This window comes from Lawsonibacter sp. OA9 (assembly GCF_022440585.1).
Genome location: NZ_JAKNTI010000022.1, coordinates 936,660 through 953,718, shown reverse-complemented (window position 1 = coordinate 953,718; position 17,059 = coordinate 936,660). Strand labels below are relative to the sequence as shown.

The 17,059-nt window shown below is 54.5% G+C and carries 17 protein-coding genes; 7 read left to right on the top strand and 10 right to left on the bottom strand.

Annotation, left to right across the window (positions count from 1 at the left end; translation table 11 throughout):
- Positions 1-3: 3 nt before the first annotated feature.
- From MCG44_RS05650 to MCG44_RS05615, 8 genes are all read right to left on the bottom strand, one after another.
- On the bottom strand, positions 4-1,044 hold the full coding sequence (locus MCG44_RS05650; RefSeq protein WP_240287208.1) for a cyclase family protein: 1,041 nt from the start codon (positions 1,042-1,044) through the stop codon (positions 4-6).
- Entirely contained in the window at positions 1,031-1,534 is a 504-nt protein-coding gene (locus tag MCG44_RS05645; RefSeq protein WP_240287206.1) for an RNA polymerase sigma factor, read from the bottom strand. The genes MCG44_RS05650 and MCG44_RS05645 overlap by 14 nt, the downstream gene beginning before the upstream one ends.
- Positions 1,535-1,743: 209 nt before the next feature.
- Complete coding sequence (locus tag MCG44_RS05640; RefSeq protein ID WP_240287204.1) at positions 1,744-2,361, bottom strand: toll/interleukin-1 receptor domain-containing protein; 618 nt, start codon at positions 2,359-2,361, stop codon at positions 1,744-1,746.
- Positions 2,362-2,377: 16 nt separating this feature from the next.
- Positions 2,378-3,520, bottom strand: a complete 1,143-nt coding sequence (locus MCG44_RS05635; RefSeq protein ID WP_240287202.1) for a DGQHR domain-containing protein — start codon at positions 3,518-3,520, stop codon at positions 2,378-2,380.
- Positions 3,521-3,879: 359 nt separating this feature from the next.
- Positions 3,880-4,422: a hypothetical protein gene (locus MCG44_RS05630; RefSeq protein WP_240287200.1), complete on the bottom strand. Its 543-nt coding sequence runs from the start codon at positions 4,420-4,422 to the stop codon at positions 3,880-3,882.
- A gap of 3 nt (positions 4,423-4,425) precedes the next feature.
- A complete protein-coding gene (alaS, locus tag MCG44_RS05625) occupies positions 4,426-7,110 on the bottom strand; it encodes an alanine--tRNA ligase (RefSeq protein ID WP_147572052.1) in 2,685 nt (894 codons plus the stop codon).
- A 23-nt stretch (positions 7,111-7,133) separates the two neighbouring features.
- A complete protein-coding gene (locus tag MCG44_RS05620; protein WP_147572051.1) occupies positions 7,134-7,565 on the bottom strand; it encodes a DUF3887 domain-containing protein in 432 nt (143 codons plus the stop codon).
- Positions 7,565-8,350: a PhzF family phenazine biosynthesis protein gene (locus MCG44_RS05615; RefSeq protein WP_240287198.1), complete on the bottom strand. Its 786-nt coding sequence runs from the start codon at positions 8,348-8,350 to the stop codon at positions 7,565-7,567. Before MCG44_RS05615 ends, MCG44_RS05620 begins: the two co-directional genes overlap by 1 nt.
- 467 nt (positions 8,351-8,817) lie before the next feature.
- On the opposite strand from MCG44_RS05615, the gene MCG44_RS05610 reads away from it, so the two are divergent.
- The 7 genes from MCG44_RS05610 to MCG44_RS05580 all read left to right on the top strand — a co-directional run bounded on the left by MCG44_RS05610 (position 8,818) and on the right by MCG44_RS05580 (position 14,135).
- Positions 8,818-9,693 (top strand): DUF4397 domain-containing protein, encoded by an 876-nt coding sequence (locus MCG44_RS05610; protein ID WP_240287196.1) that lies wholly within the window; start codon positions 8,818-8,820, stop codon positions 9,691-9,693.
- A gap of 71 nt (positions 9,694-9,764) precedes the next feature.
- A complete protein-coding gene (locus MCG44_RS05605; protein ID WP_147572048.1) occupies positions 9,765-10,880 on the top strand; it encodes a M20/M25/M40 family metallo-hydrolase in 1,116 nt (371 codons plus the stop codon).
- A gap of 415 nt (positions 10,881-11,295) precedes the next feature.
- The gene (locus MCG44_RS05600) at positions 11,296-11,634 is read left to right on the top strand and encodes a helix-turn-helix domain-containing protein (protein WP_240287195.1); all 339 of its coding nucleotides are present in this window, start codon (positions 11,296-11,298) and stop codon (positions 11,632-11,634) included.
- Positions 11,635-11,656: 22 nt separating this feature from the next.
- On the top strand, positions 11,657-12,193 hold the full coding sequence (locus MCG44_RS05595) for an RNA polymerase sigma factor (protein ID WP_240287192.1): 537 nt from the start codon (positions 11,657-11,659) through the stop codon (positions 12,191-12,193).
- Positions 12,194-12,272: 79 nt separating this feature from the next.
- The gene (locus tag MCG44_RS05590) at positions 12,273-13,130 is read left to right on the top strand and encodes a DUF4367 domain-containing protein (RefSeq protein ID WP_240287190.1); all 858 of its coding nucleotides are present in this window, start codon (positions 12,273-12,275) and stop codon (positions 13,128-13,130) included.
- A 14-nt stretch (positions 13,131-13,144) separates the two neighbouring features.
- Entirely contained in the window at positions 13,145-13,573 is a 429-nt protein-coding gene (locus MCG44_RS05585) for a hypothetical protein (RefSeq protein ID WP_240287188.1), read from the top strand.
- Positions 13,574-13,718: 145 nt separating this feature from the next.
- Positions 13,719-14,135, top strand: coding sequence for a sporulation initiation factor Spo0A C-terminal domain-containing protein (locus MCG44_RS05580; protein ID WP_186852018.1), 417 nt, complete (start codon positions 13,719-13,721; stop codon positions 14,133-14,135).
- A 397-nt stretch (positions 14,136-14,532) separates the two neighbouring features.
- On the opposite strand, the gene MCG44_RS05575 is transcribed toward MCG44_RS05580, so the two are convergent.
- Positions 14,533-16,509, bottom strand: coding sequence for a TRAP transporter permease (locus tag MCG44_RS05575; protein WP_240288880.1), 1,977 nt, complete (start codon positions 16,507-16,509; stop codon positions 14,533-14,535).
- 1 nt (position 16,510) lies between these two features.
- The gene (locus MCG44_RS05570) at positions 16,511-17,011 is read right to left on the bottom strand and encodes a DUF1850 domain-containing protein (protein WP_240287186.1); all 501 of its coding nucleotides are present in this window, start codon (positions 17,009-17,011) and stop codon (positions 16,511-16,513) included.
- Between the last annotated feature and the right edge of the window lie 48 nt (positions 17,012-17,059).

The window sequence follows — 17,059 nt, the reverse complement described above, 5'->3', positions numbered from 1 at the left end:
TTTTTATTCCTCCACCGGGAGCAGCCCTCCCAGAGAGAAGGTCTGGCCTAAGATGGTAAGGGATGTCACCTCATCCGGGTCCACAATCTGATTCAGTTGGAACACAAATTCTCCCATCCCAGTATCTGGATTATAGCTCTGGCTCACTGCGCGGCCCACAGATGCGGTTTGGCCGTCCAACAGATTCAGAACGGTAGTACTTTGTATTTCGGAAAACGCCGCTGGCCCCCACATACGGAAATCGTTTTCCTCTCCTTGAATCATAAAGGCAACACTGATGGGCGAAACATACAGCGACTGCAGGACCATATTGTCTTCTCCCACCTGAATGGGAAGCCCGGCCTCATATTGTCGTCCGCTGTCCTGGTCAGGCAGTTTCACACAAAAGTCATGCCGCTCCTGAGAAAAGTCAGCCAAGTTCTCAAAGGTGATCTTTTCAACCAGGCGCAACGGAGTAATCGTAAATTCCCCACCCAGAAATGTCTGAGCATCTGCCTGAAGATAGGTGGTCGGTCCCCGATACCACAAAATCGAGATGTGATGGTCACCCGGATCATCATCTGGTAAAACAATGGAGCCGGACACCCAGCCGCCCACGCCATTCTCTTCCGACTCAGGCTCAATATCGGAAGTTGCCAGAACAGAATAGTCCTCTCCCCACAAGGCAGTCTCCTCTGGGGCGATCACGTCCAGCAGGACCGCCAAGGTATACCGGTCCACCAGCATTTGTTCCACTTCAACCGTCCATCCATTTTCATAGGTGTGTCTTTGATCCACCTGCACCACACCGTCTTTGATCAGCCTTGTCTCCTGCTCCCCTGCCCCAAACAGCGCCGCAAATTTCTGATCCAACCCCGTAGCCACTGTAAAGGCACAGGCCAGCAGGAGCACGGCGGCGGCCGCCAGTACAGCGGGCATCTTCTTCATTCGACTCACAGGTTTGACCTCCTTCTGCCCTGTCAGGAGGCGGTCCAGCATAACCCGTTCCTGCTCTTGAGTGGGTTTTATCTGGTCAAACACCCGCTTGAGCTTATCCTCGTCCATACTCTTCCACCTCCAAAATTTCTTTCAGTTTCCATCTCGCCTGAACCAGCCAGGTACGAATGGTGGATGGGTTCTTCCCCAAGATCTCCGCTGTTTCCAGCGCGGTGTAACCCTGGTAGTAGTGGAGATACAGCACCATCCGGTATTTCTCCGGTAGGGTAAGGATCAGATCCCACAGCTCCCCGTCCGACGGCTGCTCCCAGGTCAGGTTCTGAAGTATCTCTTCTCCCGCCCTCTTTGTCCTCCACCAGTGCTTGAGCTGGTTTTTGCACTCGTTCCGGGCGGTAACGATAAGCCAGGCCTTTTCATGCTCCGGATCACGGAAGAGGCCCTCATGCTCCATCGCTTTTCGAAAGACTGTCTGGGTGGCGTCCTCTGCGTCGGGTACATTTTTCATCAGCATCAGACAGATCTGATAGACCATGGTCACATATCGGCGGTAGAGGGCGGCCATCTTCTCCCCGCTCTGGCTATGTTCCAAACAAGACACCTCCCTTTTTGTCTCTCTGCTTATCACACAATCTGGCTGGGGAAAATGTTGAGAATCTCCCAAAAAATTTTAAGGGACGGCCCAAGGGCCGTCCCTTTTGAAGATGGGGTCCGTTTACCGTTTTTGCTTCAAGTACACAGGGCCTCCCCGTCCCAGCCGCGGTTTTCATCTATTCCACTCAGAGCCGGGGCGCCGCCTTTTCCAGCCTACTAAGACCGCAAGGAAATCCCACCTGGTGCAGTCAAAGGATAAGAGGGGCGGCTTATGCAACCCTGTTGTTGACGGCCAGCACAGAAATGCTCCACAAATTCAAGCAGCTCCGTTGGGCTGTACCGGTCGGCCAGCATGGAGAGAAAGTGATCTGCGTTTTCATAGATTTGGTTTAAGAGAACCAGATCCTGATTCAAGCTGCCGGCGGCAGCGCCCCGTCCAATCTTGCGTATCTCCTTCTGCAGGTGTTCATACTCCCCGGCCCAGTATTGGACATACCCGGCCCTGCCCTCAGGGGAAAAGATCTGTGCAGAGGGAAGAATCAAAGGCCTGATGCGCTGCAGGGGCTCTGAGCCGTTCAGCACCTCTAGCACCTCTTTCATGCAGCTTTGGGACTTCAAATAGGAGTTGCTGACCAGAAGAATGACCTCCGAGCAGTCACACCCGAGAGACATAAACTGGCTGATGCTGTCATCCAGCTTCAGGCACCGCTTGTCCCAAATCAGTTCCACGCCCTTGGCGGCCAGAAGCGCCTCCAGCATGTAGGCCATGTCTAAATCATCCCAACAGTAGGAGAGGAAGGGGGAAGTCCGCTGACCCGATTCCAAATTTGTCATATCATCTCTACTCCTCTCATTGCTCCAAAGGGTTAAACTGTTTGACACGCTGGGTCTGCAGTTCACGCTTGAGCATTCTGGCGTGATCCTCAGCCAGCTTGACCGTCGCCCCCTCCCCTCGGAAGGCATAGGACCAAACTGAGTTGGGAGAAAAAATTTCGCCGGTATGTTCCAATTGCAGGGTATCAGTCAAATACCACAGCAGCTCTGCCATCAGGGCGGCGTTGAACTTGGTGGATGCCTGGATGGCCACGTCCCAGAAGGTGGGGAGCATAAAGAGCATGTAGCGGATGGCACTGATTTTAGTGGCAGTCTCCCCCTTTTGTGGGAAGGCAAAGGAGACTTCGCAGGCGGTTTCCCAGCCGCGCAGATAGGTGACAATCACTTGGTACAGGGCCTCCTGAGACAACGGCGCGCCGCCTGCCTCAAGTTCCGCAAATTTTGCCTTGTCAAAAATCTTCACAATCTGCTGGGCTTTATAGCCCTTAGGCAACACCTCGTCGCCCATAATGATACGGCCCCGCAGAGGGGAATCAGCGCGGGTATTCAGCATGGTGACAACTGGGTGAAAGTCAGCCTCTGTCTCATTCAGCAGGCCCAACTTCTCTCGGAACCACATCAGAAGGTTGCCATTTACCGGCTTCTGGTTCTCGTTTGTAGTACGGAAAATCATACGACGCTCCTGAAGGCTGGGGCAGACATACAAGGTAAAATTCACCTCGTAGGGCACATGCTCTGGAAGCTGGACATAGGGGGAGGAGAAAGCGGTCAGACGGTGCTGTCCATCCATAATATCCAAAGTATCCTGCAGAGAGCCGATTTCCTCTTCCGTCTCGGGGAGGTCAATGTAATACAGCTCAATGGTCTGATCCAGACCCGTGCTGTCCTTTGTCGTGGCATAGGCCCGGCAAACAGGAAGCCTGTCCTGGTAGCGGGTTCCCAAAATCAGAGCGCCGGGAAGAATTCCGGGCGAGGATTCTCCGTCTCCCAACACATAGGCGGCAACCTCTGAGACACGGGTGCGGGAAATAGCCCGCTGATATTTTTCATCGTCAGTATCGGTATGGATAATCATCGGACACAGAAGGCGGGGATCGGCGTTTCCAATGTAGGCCACCTGTTCACCCTGGCGCATCTTAGTCAGGTAAACACGCTTCATAGTATCCCTCCAGTATATTTGATAGCAAAAAAAGGATTAAAATTCAAAACTATATTATTTATGAAACAAATGTTATCATATTCCGGCTAGGAAATCAATATTAAATTAGGAAATATGAAAATTTTTTGTGTTAGATTGGAACGGACATATGGTTAAAGCAAATGAATCAAAATGGATTAAAAAACAGTCAAAATTAGATCTAAACAAAAGTGAAAGATAAAAGAGCCGTGCGGCAACGGTCTAGTTAACCGTGCCGCACGGTATCTGTTAGCATAAAAAGTCAAAATCAGGAAGGCAGATAGAACTTCGATGCTGGAAGATCTTGTCCCTGCAAAGCCCGTTTCCTTATCCCTGTCCTGTCACTCTGGATACTCCAGTCCCAGCACATCATAGTATTCGTTGGAAAATTTCATAATCGTGGGATCAAAGGCGGCCTGAAGGGCCTTGACCTGCTGATACGGGGCAGCGGGAGCCAGGTCAAAGGCCCTTGCTATCCTCTCCAGGGCTGTCTGTTTCCCAGCAAAAAATGTCTCACACCCAGGCCAGACAGCCCTCTTGTCCTCCTCCAACAGTTCCCGGAACCGTTCTTCCGTCAGCCACCAAATCTGGGAGAGGGGGTTGGCATCCCGGCAGTAGAGGACAAAGGACAAAAATTCCAGAAAATCTGTCGCTACTGGCAGGACATAGGTCCCCGGCTCCCCCATAGCGGGGTCCACGCAAAACACCCGCTCATCCCCGGGCAGAAGGACAAAATGGATACCGTCGCAGCCCAGCCTCCCTACCGGCTCGGCATTCATCGGAGTACAGAAATAAGGCTCCAAGGAAAGTCCAGGCTCCATCAAGCCAATACTTTCAAAGTCAATATCCAGAGCGCAAAAGCGCTTGAGATCGTCGCGGGTCATGGCTCACAGCCCCAGCTTCATGGATACCACGTTATCCACCATAGCGAGGGCGTTGTCCACCATCAGCGGGTCTTTGCCGCCGCCCATTGCGGAGTCAGGCTTGCCGCCGCCGGAGCCGCCGGCGATGGCGGACACCTGCTTGACGATCTCTCCGGCCTTGACTCCCTTCTGGACGGCCTCCTTGCCACAGGCGGCCAAGAAGGTAATCTTCTCCCCATTGATGGCGGCCAGGACGGCCACAACGTTGGGCTCCTTGTCCTTCAAAAAGTCCCCCATTTTGCGCAGACGGTCGGCATCCGCGTCCGGCACCGTGGCGGTAAGCACCTTCAGGCCCCCTACCTCATGGGCAGCGAAAAGGAATCGCTCGGCCTCGCTGACCGCTTCACGGGCCTTGAACTTCTCCACTGCCTGGTGGAGCTGGCGAATCTCGCCCATGGCAGCCTCCGCCTTCTCCCGCAACTCACCGGGTTTAGCCTTCAGGGCTGCAGCAGCCTGGAAGAGCAGCTCCTGATTGCGGTTCATTACCTCTAAAGAAGCCATACCGGTAGTAGCCTCGATGCGGCGGACGCCGGAGGCCACAGAGAACTCGCTGGAGATGTGGAACACCCCCACCTTGGCGGTGTTATCCAGGTGAGTACCGCCGCAGAACTCCACGGAGTAGCCTTGGCCCATGTCCACGACTCGGACCACGTCACCATATTTCTCTCCAAAGAGGGCGATAGCCCCCTTCTGCTTGGCCTGTTCAATGGGCAGCTCTTCGGTCACAATGTCATAGCCGGCCAGCACAGCCTCATTCACCATGGCGCTGACCTTGGCCAACTCCTCTGCCGTCATGGCGGAGAAGTGGGTGAAGTCAAAACGCAGCCGGTCGGCCTCCACTAGAGAGCCTGCCTGGTGGACGTGATCGCCCAGAACAGCGCGCAGGGCCTTATCCAGCAAGTGGGTGGCAGAGTGGGCCCGCATGACGGCCCGACGGCGGTCCAGATCGATCTGGGCCCGAACCGTGTCGCCCACCTTCAGGGTTCCCTCCATCAGCCGGCCATAGTGCATATACTTGCCGCCCTTGTTCTTCTGCACGTCATGGACCTCAAACAACATCCCACGCCCGCTCTCACAGGCGATCACTCCATGGTCGGCCACCTGGCCGCCCATCTCGGCGTAGAAGGGCGTTTTGTCCAGCACCACAATGGCCTCGCCACCGCCGATAATCTCATCCCGCTGCTGGCCCTCGGCCACAATGGCCACCACCTTGGCATCCAGCACGGTATCACACCCGTAGCCCACAAACTGGGTCTCTGGCACATCCTTACCAAATTCCACGCCGGCCCAGCCCAAATCGCCCAGAGCCTCCCGGGCCTTCCGGGCCCGCTGGCGCTGCTCCTCCATGAGCTGGTGGAAGGCGTCCTGGTCCAAGGTCATGCCCTGCTCCTCCACCATCTCCAGCGTCAGGTCGATAGGGAAGCCGTAGGTATCATATAACTTGAAAGCGTCGGCGCCGGAAAAGGTCTTTTCCCGCTTCTCCTGGTGCCCCTTGAGCATCTCGTTAAAAATCTTCAGGCCGCCGTCGATGGTCTTGGCGAAGTTCTCCTCCTCCACCCGGATGACCTTTGTGATATAGTCCTGCCGCTCCCGCAGTTCGGGGTAATGGCCCTCGTTCTCGTGGATGACGGTGTCGCACACCTTGTAAAGGAAGGGCTCGTTGACGCCCAGCAGCTTGCCGTGGCGGGCAGCCCGGCGGAGCAGGCGGCGCAGGACATAGCCCCGACCCTCGTTGGAGGGAAGCACGCCGTCACAGATCATGAAGGTAGCGGAGCGGATGTGGTCGGTGATGACCCGCAGGGAGACATCCTTGGCAGGGGTCTCGCCATAGTGGGCGCCGGTGATTTCGGATACCTTGTGGGTGATGTTCATGACGGTGTCCACATCGAAGAGGGAGGGCACTTTCTGGCAGACGCAGGCCAGCCGCTCCAGGCCCATGCCGGTATCGATGTTCTTCTGCTTCAGCTCAGTATAGTGGCCCTCACCGTCGTTGTCAAACTGGGAAAAGACGATATTCCAAACCTCAATATAGCGGTCACAGTCACAGCCCACAGTGCAGCCGGGCTTGCCACAGCCCCACTCTGGGCCCCGGTCGTAGTAGATCTCCGAGCAGGGGCCACAGGGGCCGGAGCCATGCTCCCAGAAGTTGTCCGCTTTGCCGAATTTGAAGATGCGGTCGGCGGGAATGCCGATCTCTTCGTTCCAGATACGGAATGCCTCGTCATCGGCGGGGGTGGTCTCGTTCCCCTCAAAGACAGAGGGGTACAGCCGGTCCGGATCCAGGCCCACCCACTCCGGGCTGGTCAAAAACTCCCAGCCCCAGTGGATGGCGTCCTTTTTGAAGTAGTCCCCAAAGGAGAAATTGCCCAGCATCTCAAAGTAGGTGCCGTGGCGGGCAGTTTTGCCGATGTTCTCAATGTCTCCGGTGCGGATGCACTTCTGGCAGGTGCAGACACGATGGCGAGGGGGCTCCTGCTCCCCAGTGAACCAGGGCTTCATGGGGGCCATGCCGCTGTTAATCAGCAGCAGGGACGCATCATTCTGAGGGATCAGGGAAAAGCTGGGCAGACGCAGATGGCCCTTGCTCTCAAAAAAGGACAGGAACATCTCGCGCAGCTCGTTCAGTCCGAAAGGCTTTGGATCATGCATAGGAATTACCTCCGTATATCATCTTATTTCTTTTTCACTTCCGCATATATGCCGATCAAGTTCAAATCGGTGTCAAAGGAGAGCTGATAGGCGATGTTTTTCTCCTCATGCTCACAGTAGATCACCGCCACCGCATAGTCCTCTCCATAGTCTTTGTTCTTTCCGCCCACCGCCATCCGCTTTATGGTTTCCACATAGGGTCCGGCTTCCGAAACCTTGTCCATCTCGGACTGGATTGTATCCGCGGTGACGCCCAGCTCCTCGGCTATGTCCGGCCGGAAGGCGTCAACCACTCCTTGATAGTCCCGTGCGACCAGCATCTCCACAATCTCCTGGCCCGCCTGTCCCACCGCTTCCTCCTCCATGCCGCTGGGCAGGGGGCGGGTGCCGCAGCCGGCCAGCAGCAGGACGGCTAGCAGCGCCGCGGCCAGCAGGCCTGTCGTTCTTCTTTTCATCAGCAGTCCTCCAACATCAGTTCACACCTGGCATAGAGAGCTGCCCGGCCGGCCAGGATAACCCGGTCCCCCTCCAAGCGGCAGTAGAGGGTTCCGCCTCGCGGAGACGCCTGGCGGGCGGTAAACTCCCTCCGTCCCGTCCGGGCAGCCCAGTAGGGGATGATGTGGCAGTGGCCAGAGCCGCACACCGGGTCCTCTGGCACCCCCATTTTGGGGGCGAAGGACCGTGACACACAGTCAAACTCCCCGCTCCCCGGAGCGGTAACCTGCATCAGAGCCCCCTTCAGCTCCTTCAGCTTCTCCTGGTCTGGCTCAAGGCGGATGACGGTCTCCGGGTCCTCAAAGACACACAACAGGTCACGGGCCCTCCAGACCTCGCTGGGTCTGGCCCCCAACGCCTCGGTGATCTGGTCGGTCACCTCCAAGCGCTTGAGCTGATAGGCCGGGAAATCCATCTCCAGCAGCTCGCCCCGCTTTCTTACCGTCAGCCGCCCGCTGAGGGTGTCAAAGAGGACGACATCCAGACCCGGAGAGATAAATTCCGTGATCACGAAGGCCGCAGCCAGAGTGGCGTGGCCGCACAGGTCAATTTCCCCGCCGGGGGTAAACCAGCGCAGCCGGTATCCCTCCCCTTCCGGGACGGCAAAGGCAGTTTCAGAGAGATTGTTTTCCCGGGTAATCCGCATCATCCGGTCCTCTTCCGGCCAGCGGTCCAGCACACATACTGCTGCCGGATTGCCCTCAAAAACCCGATCTGCAAAGGCATCTACAATATATTGCCGCATTTTATACCCCTTTCGAAATAAAAAACGCCCCTGACAGCAGTCAGGGGCGGAAAGCATCCTTCCACGGTACCACCCTGATTATCCGGCGCGGCACGTCAGCCGGACATCTCAGTCATCCGCTCACGGGGATGGGCCGTCCCGCTCCTCACGGGCTGCTCAGAAGTGGCTCGTACAGCTTTCAGCCGAGGGCTTTCACTGTCCCCTCTCGCTAAAGACACCCCGCTGTACTTGGCTTCATCAACACATTTCCGGGACTATTCTACCATGTTTTTTCCCATTGTCAAGGTGTTTGGCCTACTTTTTCATCTGTCCTTCCCCTTTTTCTACCTCCTTTCCTCCCGCGTTCTCTGAACAGGCTTCCTCCATCTGGCATAGCATGGGGTGCCCCCTGCTTACGTTTGGGGCTGTCCAGACAAAATAACTCAGAAAGGAGAAAGGCCAGGCTCTCCCTGACCTGCCTTATCCATATGGAACGAATTAACGACAACACCCCGGTGATCCCTTTGCCCAATCCGGGTGAGGGTGGACCAGTCTATGATGGTAATTCTGGAAATACCCCGGTCATTCCTCTGCCCAATCCGGGAGAAGGCGGACCGGTCTATGATGGCAGCACCGGGAATATCCCGGTCATTCCCCTCCCAAATCCGGGAGAAGGCGGGCCAGTCAACGGCGGCTCCTCCGTCCGCCCCCCTATCTGGCTCCCATTATCCAGAGTCCGTTTTCTCAATGCCGCCTTCGGCTACACCCCTATCCGCATCCAGATCAACCGCGTCCGGGTGGTCACCCGGTTGGGTTACGCCTCGGTATCCTCCTATGTCCAAGCCCCTGGTGGCTATCAGACTATCACTGTATCCGGTCTCGACGGCTACACCTATCTCCGCAAGACCATGCCGCTTCCCCCAGGCAGTCTGTCCACCATCGCTGTCATCAATACCCCTAGTGGGCTGGACCTGCTCCAGATCTCTGACCAATGCTGCCTTCAGGGCAACTGCGCTTCCAATTTCCGGGTAAGCAATCTGGCTCTGAACAGCCCCCCGGTTGATGTGCTGTTGAAGGACGGCCGGGTGGTCTATGCTGATGTCCGTTTCAAGGAGACCACCATTTTCAAGCGCGTCCGGCCAGGGACTTATCAGTTCCTTTTTGCCGAGACTGACCGTTCCCCCATGCCCTCCTGGATGGACATTGAGACTCTAGACAGTGCCTTTCTGGGTACTCCCGACCTGCCCGACACCATCGTTTCCCTGAACCTGGAGGTGGAGAAAAATACCAACTATACCGTGTTCCTGTTGAGCAGCGGCACTGGGGAGCGGGATATCCAGACTATGGTAGTCACCGACCGCTAGTGCCGTCCCGCAGTTGATTTTACTCCCCCTCCGTGTTAAAATGGCCGCACTATCATAAGGAGGCCAGCTATATGATCAACAGGGACCGTCTTTTGGATACCTTTTTGGACTATGTACGCATCGACAGCGAGAGCACTCATGAGGGCGCTATTGCCGCCCGCGTGGCAGAGGACCTTCAGGCCATCGGCTGTCAAGTGGATCTGGATGATACCCAGGCCCAGACCGGAAGCGACACCGGCAATCTGTACTGCACCCTGCCTGGGACCGCTCCCGGTCAGCCCATCCTTCTGTCCGCCCACCTGGACACAGTAATTCCTGGCACGGGAGTGGAGCCGGTGCTGGAGAACGGGGTGATCCGCTCCAAAGGAGACACAGTGCTGGGCAGCGACGACAAGGCGGGCGTGGCCGCTATCGTAGAGGCCCTGCGCTCCCTGGTAGAACAGCGGCTCCCCCACCCTCCAGTCCAGGCGGTCTTTACCGTGTGTGAGGAGATCGGCCTGCGTGGCTCTCGCCATCTGGATGATAGCCGCATCCTGGCCAAACAAGCGGTGGTACTGGATAGCGATGGGGACGCCGGACGTATCATTACCAGTGCCCCCGGCCAGTACCAAATCACCGCGCGGATCACCGGCCGCCGCGCCCATGCGGGCGTCGCCCCGGAGGAAGGGATCAGTGCCATTCAGGTGGCGGCGGAGGCCATCTCCCAAATGCGTCTGCTGCGGGTGGACCAGGAGACCACGGCTAACATCGGCTCTGTTTCTTCCCAGTATGCCACCAACATCGTCCCAGAGGTGCTGGACCTGGCGGCGGAGGCCCGCAGCCGTGACGCGGAAAAGTTGGAACGGCAGGCGGAGCACATGGCTCAGTGTCTCCGTCATGCCTGTGAAAAATACGGGGCGGCGTTGGATCTTCAGATGAGCAAGGCCTACTCGCCCTTCTCCATCCCCAGCGAGGACTCCTTCCTCCGGGCAGTGATGGCCGCCTGTGAGCGGGTGGGGTTAACTCCCTCCCTGTCCGCCACCGGAGGCGGCAGCGATGCCAACAATATGAACGCCCACGGTATCAAAGCTCTGGTACTGGGGGTAGGGATGTCTAAGGTCCACACTACTCAGGAGGAAATCAGCGTCCAAAACCTGGTAGATACCGCTTCCCTGGTACTCTCCCTCATCACAGATGAAGCGCCTTAAAAACTGTCGATTTTTGGCGGTTCCATCCCAATGTTCACAAAAAATTCACAGCAAAGTCACGGTTTTGCCTTAATTGTATTGTATGATGAGGCCGTGATCAGATAAGAGATCAAGTTACTCCCATTTCTCCCTCTCCTTACACAACACACAGCAAGAAGCCCCGGCCTTTAGGCCGGGGCTTCTTGTATGTACGGCACATTTCTACCAGGTCTGGTGGCCCAGGGCAGCGCCTCTTTCCCAGTTGAGCGGCGGCATTTCTCAACCATCCTCCTATTGTGCTCCATGTTCCAAATGTGGTTTCCCAAGAAGATGAAATTCTCTTGCATTTCCTGAAATGGTAAAATATTATATACCTATTGGTGCTTTTACTTCCTTTCATTTGGGAAATATAATTTTACCGAATGGAGGAATCAGTATGGATGATGCCACCTTAGCTGTAGTGATCGGAGATAATATCCGGAAATACCGGGAGAGAGCTAACCTGACACAGGGTCAGTTGGCAGAACAGGCCGGGGTCGGGACTGCGTTTATCTCCCGGGTCGAACGCGGCGAAAAGATGATGAAATTAAAAACTCTGTACGCCATCGCGGACGCGCTCCAGGTTGGGTTTGACGCCCTGGTGTACCAGGAGCACCACAACGTTTCTTCTCAAAACATCATAAAGATGCTTTCTAATAAATCCCCCGAATTTATCAGTGGAGTAGAGCAGCTGGTGCGGGTATGTATCGATCAGTTTGACAAAGAGGATCTATAAACAGGGATGGGAGTGCACGCGCATGGGCCACAGAGACGCATCAAGTCAAGAAGCGTTTTTCAACTGCCTATACGAGGAACGGTTTAGCAAGATGAAGCGATACGCCCTGATCCTCCTGTCAAATCCAGAACTGGCGGAAGAAGTTGTGCAGGATGCCTTCTTGGAGCTGTATCTGCACATCGATGAGGTGATGGCCCATGAAAAGCCGGAGTTCTGGCTGCAAAAGGCAGTAAAATATAAATCGCTCCATAAATTGAGGGAGAGGGCCAGGGATCTGAAGCAATATGTGTCCCTGGATTCGGACGCGATTCCGCCCATTTCCGCTCCAGACGAGTTTGAAAAGATAGAGGAAGATCCAGACAGTCTGGAGAAACTCAATCGAAAAATCTCGGAGGCGCTGCCGGCAAAAGATTTACATATATTCAAGCGGGTAGCGTTAGACGGCGTTCCATATAAGAAAATATCTGAGGAAAGCGGCTTAACCATTGGCGTCTGTCAAAAACGGGTTCAACGGACCAGGCAGAAATTAAAGAAACGCCTGCTGGAGCAGCGGGACTAAAAATTTTTGAAAATTTTTTGGAAATTCCTGTCCGTTTTTCCATTTTCCTGGAATTATATTTTGGAAGGGGGTTCAGAGCATGGCAAATAAGAAGTATGCCAAACTGGACCAGTTGACCACCGCAGAGCTTGAATCCATTTTGCGGGCAGACCTCTCTGACGTTGAGAGCGATCCCGAGCTGATAGACCATGTGCTGGAGGTGATTTTAGAGAGAGAACAAGAAGAAAGTGACAGCAGCTCCTCCGACCGGGCGAGAGCCAGGGCGGATTTTGAGAAGCTATATAAAGGTTTGAACGAGCCTCTTTACCCTATCCCAGAGCGGACAACTGGTCCCGGCCACGAGCTCCCCTTCCACATCAAGAGCCGTCGTCGGAAGGTCCGTCGTACTTTACTCGCTGCCGCCGTGGTGGCTGTGCTGGTCGCGCTGACCTGCATCCCTGTATTGGGAGATGCCAACCTGTTCCAACTGGTCGCCCATTGGACCACCGAGCAGTTTTCGTTCCGGGTCATGGAGGACGGATCATCCTCCGTGGCATCCGCGGACCCAGATCCAGTACCGGAGGAATTTGCCGTGTTCCAGGAACTGGTCGGAGAAAAGGGTTTAACACCTGTCATCCCTGTAATTCCGGATGGGTTTGTGGCGGCAGAGTCACAACTCTTCATATCACCTGTCTCTGGACTTTCAGAGTTTTCTATTCAATGGAAAAGCGACAACAATTACATAATCTTTGAAATCATGGAGATGAACGGGCGGACAAAACCAAAATATGAGAAAACTGCTGAACTGGTAAGGACCTCAGTACATGGTGGTGTCCAATATTATTTTTTCAGCAACATCATAGCTCGTTCAGTAGCCTGGAATTTGGATGGTTTAGAGTATTGTATATTTAGCGATTTACCGATCTCTGCTCTTGAAGAAGTCATAACTTCAATTTAAGAGGAGTGGTAGCTTTGAAACGCAAGTATTTTCGCAATTTAGTCTTGGTAGTCTGTTGCCTGATGGTCCTAGGTACCACAGTATTTGCCACAGAGGTTTCGGAAACAAGAGCCAGTGCACAAATCTCCGCATATTATATTGAGGTAACTACCGACCCAGGGAGAATCAACGTGGAGTTTTCGGTCACTGGGACTGGTACTGTGGACAAGCTGGGGTGTGAAAGCATCTATGTTTATGCCAAGCAAGACTCCAGATGGAGACTCGTAGAGGCTTGGGTAGAGGATGATGAAGGAATGAGCAGAACCGATACCTTTACCTGCAAAAACGCCATTTTCTGTAACGGTACCGCTGGTGTTGAGTATAAAGTTGTCGTCACTATCTTTTCTGAAAACAGCCTCGGCCGGGATACAAGATCGGAAACCACTTACGTGACAGGGGAATAAAGGCCATCTCATAAAAGACCAGGGCGGTTCTATCCGTCCTGGTCTTTTCTTGTGCAGCCACAGGGTCGGGGTCCCTTTCTCCCGCCCATCTGGCCCCGGCCTCCCTTGATTTTCCCCTTGCAATACTTTTGAAAGGAAGATGAGTATGAAAATCTATTTTTTGGTCCCTGAGGACGAGCTGCCGCAGGATCAATTCGACAGAAAAGCTCTGGATATAGAGGCGCTCTTGAGACGGTTAGGTGTTACCAGAAAGTTGACCGGCTTTCAGTATGTGTGCTACATGGTGAACCAAGTCGTAGAGGACCCCAGCCGGCTCAGTTTGATCACAAAGCGTCTGTATCCAGAAACCGCCCGCCACTTTCATACCACCCGTGATAGCATCGAGTTGGCCACACGCAACGTAATTCGGGCCGTATGGGGTCAGGCGGATCACCGTCTATTGGATCACATCGCGGGAATCCATCTGGAAAAGCGGCCCAGCAACTGTGAATTTATCGATATTTTATCCAGCTTTTTAAGCCGCCCCCAAGAAGATAAGGAGATTTCATCTGAGGACAAGTAAGGATCAAAAAGCGGTATAGGATCACACGGGTACGACTGCATCGCCCACAGGTGTTTTCAGGCTCTACGGTTCTTATAAAAATAGCCACCCCAATAAGGTGTGGCTATTTTTATAAGGTATCGCAACGGCCACTTCGGGTTTCCATCTCCATGCTCAGTACCAAATTCAAGCCCGGCAAAGTGGTCTCATTCATTAAAACACCCAAGAGTAATGCGGCCAACGGCTTCTTTTTTACAGTTTTAGACCGATTTTAACTTATAGAAGAACCAAAGGCCCCGCCCAAAGGAGTGCGGGGCCTTTACTTTCAGCAAATCCCAGTACCTGGGTTTTTTCCTGAAATAGCGGGCCGATCTGGCAGGAATCTCTGCCGGGTGACCTGTTTCAGAGAATATTGCTGCTATGCTGCGGTAGGTTTTCTGTTCCGGTTGGCAACCACAAATTTCTGGAACAAAATGATGACGAACAAACCACCTATTCCGATCAGATCAGTAATTGCGCCACTATCTATGAGCATCATAGCCGCACCAAAGGAAATGACCCTCAACACCGGATTCAGCCGGCCAAAGAGATAACCTTCTACCGCCGCGCCGATCAGCACCACGCCGATACAGGAGGTTATGACCACACGAGTACCACTGATAAAATCTACGTCCATCAGCAGGAGCTGCTGACTATAAACGAACATATAAGGGACAATGAATCCGGCCAGGGCTAGTTTTACCGATTGCCAGCCTGTCTTCATAGGATTGCCGCCCGACAATCCAGCCGCGGCAAAGGCCGCCAGAGCAACGGGGGGAGTCAGGTTGGCGAACATGGCGAAGTAGAAACAGAACATGTGGGCCGCGATAGCGGGGATCCCCAGCTCCACCAGAGCAGGAGCCGCGATGGTGGCCGTAATCAAGTAGGAGGGGATGGAAGGCAGGCCCATACCCAAGATCATACAGGTAACCATGGTAAACAGCAGGGTCAGGAACAGGTTTTGGTGACCAATGCTGATAATGGTGTTGGCCACGTTCAGGGCAAAACCGGTCAGGCCACAGATTCCCACGATGATACCCACGCAGGCGCAGGCGATAGCCACAGAAACAGTGGATTTAGCGCCCGCTACAAAGGCGTCACAGATATCCTTGACGCTCATACGGCTGATGGGCCGAAGTTGAGCCACTACAATGGTGACCACGATAGTCCAGAAGGCGCTGAAAATCACCGTCTTGCCGCTCCAGATCAGCATGTAAAGCAGGAAGGCGATGGGGATGAGCAGGTGGCCGCGCTCCTTCATTACCTGTCCTACCCGAGGCAGTTGGTCCTTGGGCAGGCCCAGCAGGTTATCCTTGGTGGCCCGCATCTGTACCTGGATGATAATACCCAGATAATAGATCAGGGCCGGGATCACAGCCGCCTTGATGATCTCTCCATACTGGACGCCCAAGGTCTCCGCCATAACAAAGGCAGCGGCTCCCATGATAGGGGGCAGAAGCTGGCCGCCCACAGAGGCGGTGGCCTCCACAGAGCCGGCAAACTCTTTGCTATAGCCGGTCTTTTTCATCAGAGGGATAGTAAAGGTGCCGGTAGTCACCACATTGGCCACAGCAGAGCCGTTGATGGAGCCCAGGAAACCAGAGGCCAACACGGCCACCTTGGCGGGGCCGCCCTTTGTGTGACCAGCCAAAGCGTTGGCGATGTCATTAAAGAACTGGCCCATGCCGCACTTGTTCATAACTTCGCCAAAGATGATGAACAGCACAATATAGGTGGCGGACACCTGGATGGAGGTGCCATAAATTCCATAGATATCGGTAGTCAGGTAAGTGACGATCCGGTGCCAGGTGTAACCGCGGTGCATGAATACGCCGGGGAAAGAGCGACCGAAGATGGCATAGATTAGGAAAATCCCGCTCAAAATCGTCAGTGCCGGACCACTGATCCGGCGAGAACACTCCATGACCAGGAAGATCATGATGGTGCCCATCACTACGTCGATCATCTCTCCCTGGAAACCAGTGGAGATAAAAGTGGGATAGCGCAGAAACACATAGATGGGCATGGCCGCAGAGAAGATCAGGAACACCCAATCATACCAGACGATCTTTCTGCGGGTCGATTTTTTAAATGCGGGATACAGAGCAAAGCCCAGCACCAGGATAAGCCCCACATGGATGGCGTGGTGCTTAATGCTGACCATCTGGAGCGCCCGGATTCCAGAGGCATAGGCCAGGTGGTAGATAGTGAAGGCCAGGCAGATAAAATAAATCAGCTTTACCAGCCAGCCTGCGTCAAATTTGCGGGTACGAGACTCCTTCTCGTACTTCTCCATAATCTCTGCGCCCTTGGCCTCATCAATGGGCGACGCTTCGATCACAGGATTCTTTTCCATGTCAGCCAATGGAGAGGTACCCCCTTTTCATAATCATATCACCCCGGATTCGGCTGGCGTCCGGCAGTGTCCGAAAGTCAAAAATCTCCTCGCCATTGAGCTGCAGCCCCTTCATATAAGAAGCCGATGTGATCCACCTAAACTGCTCAAAACGGCTGTTGATCTCCTCCATCCAGACTAACCCATCCTCGATGTGGGTGGGCACGTCCATTTCTGCCGGAATTCCCGCGCCGTATCCCGCCACTGCGATGGCATCCAGGTTGAATGCGCCGTCGTCGGTCACGGTGTAATATTCGTACCAGGGAATGTGCTCAAAAGAATGTTCAATCTCCAGCCGGAGCTGGTCGCCGGGGCCAGCCGGGACTTCCAGTACGACCCGTTCGTTCTCCCTGTCATAGAGCTGGAAAACCATATGTGGGCTAAGAAATGCCCACCACAGAGCCGCGCACACCACCGCAGCTAAAACTGCCAGCGGCAGAAAAAAGTGAGCCTTGTGTCTCATTCGAATGCGTCCTCAAAAAAGGCCGGAGGACAGACTATGGTATTTGTC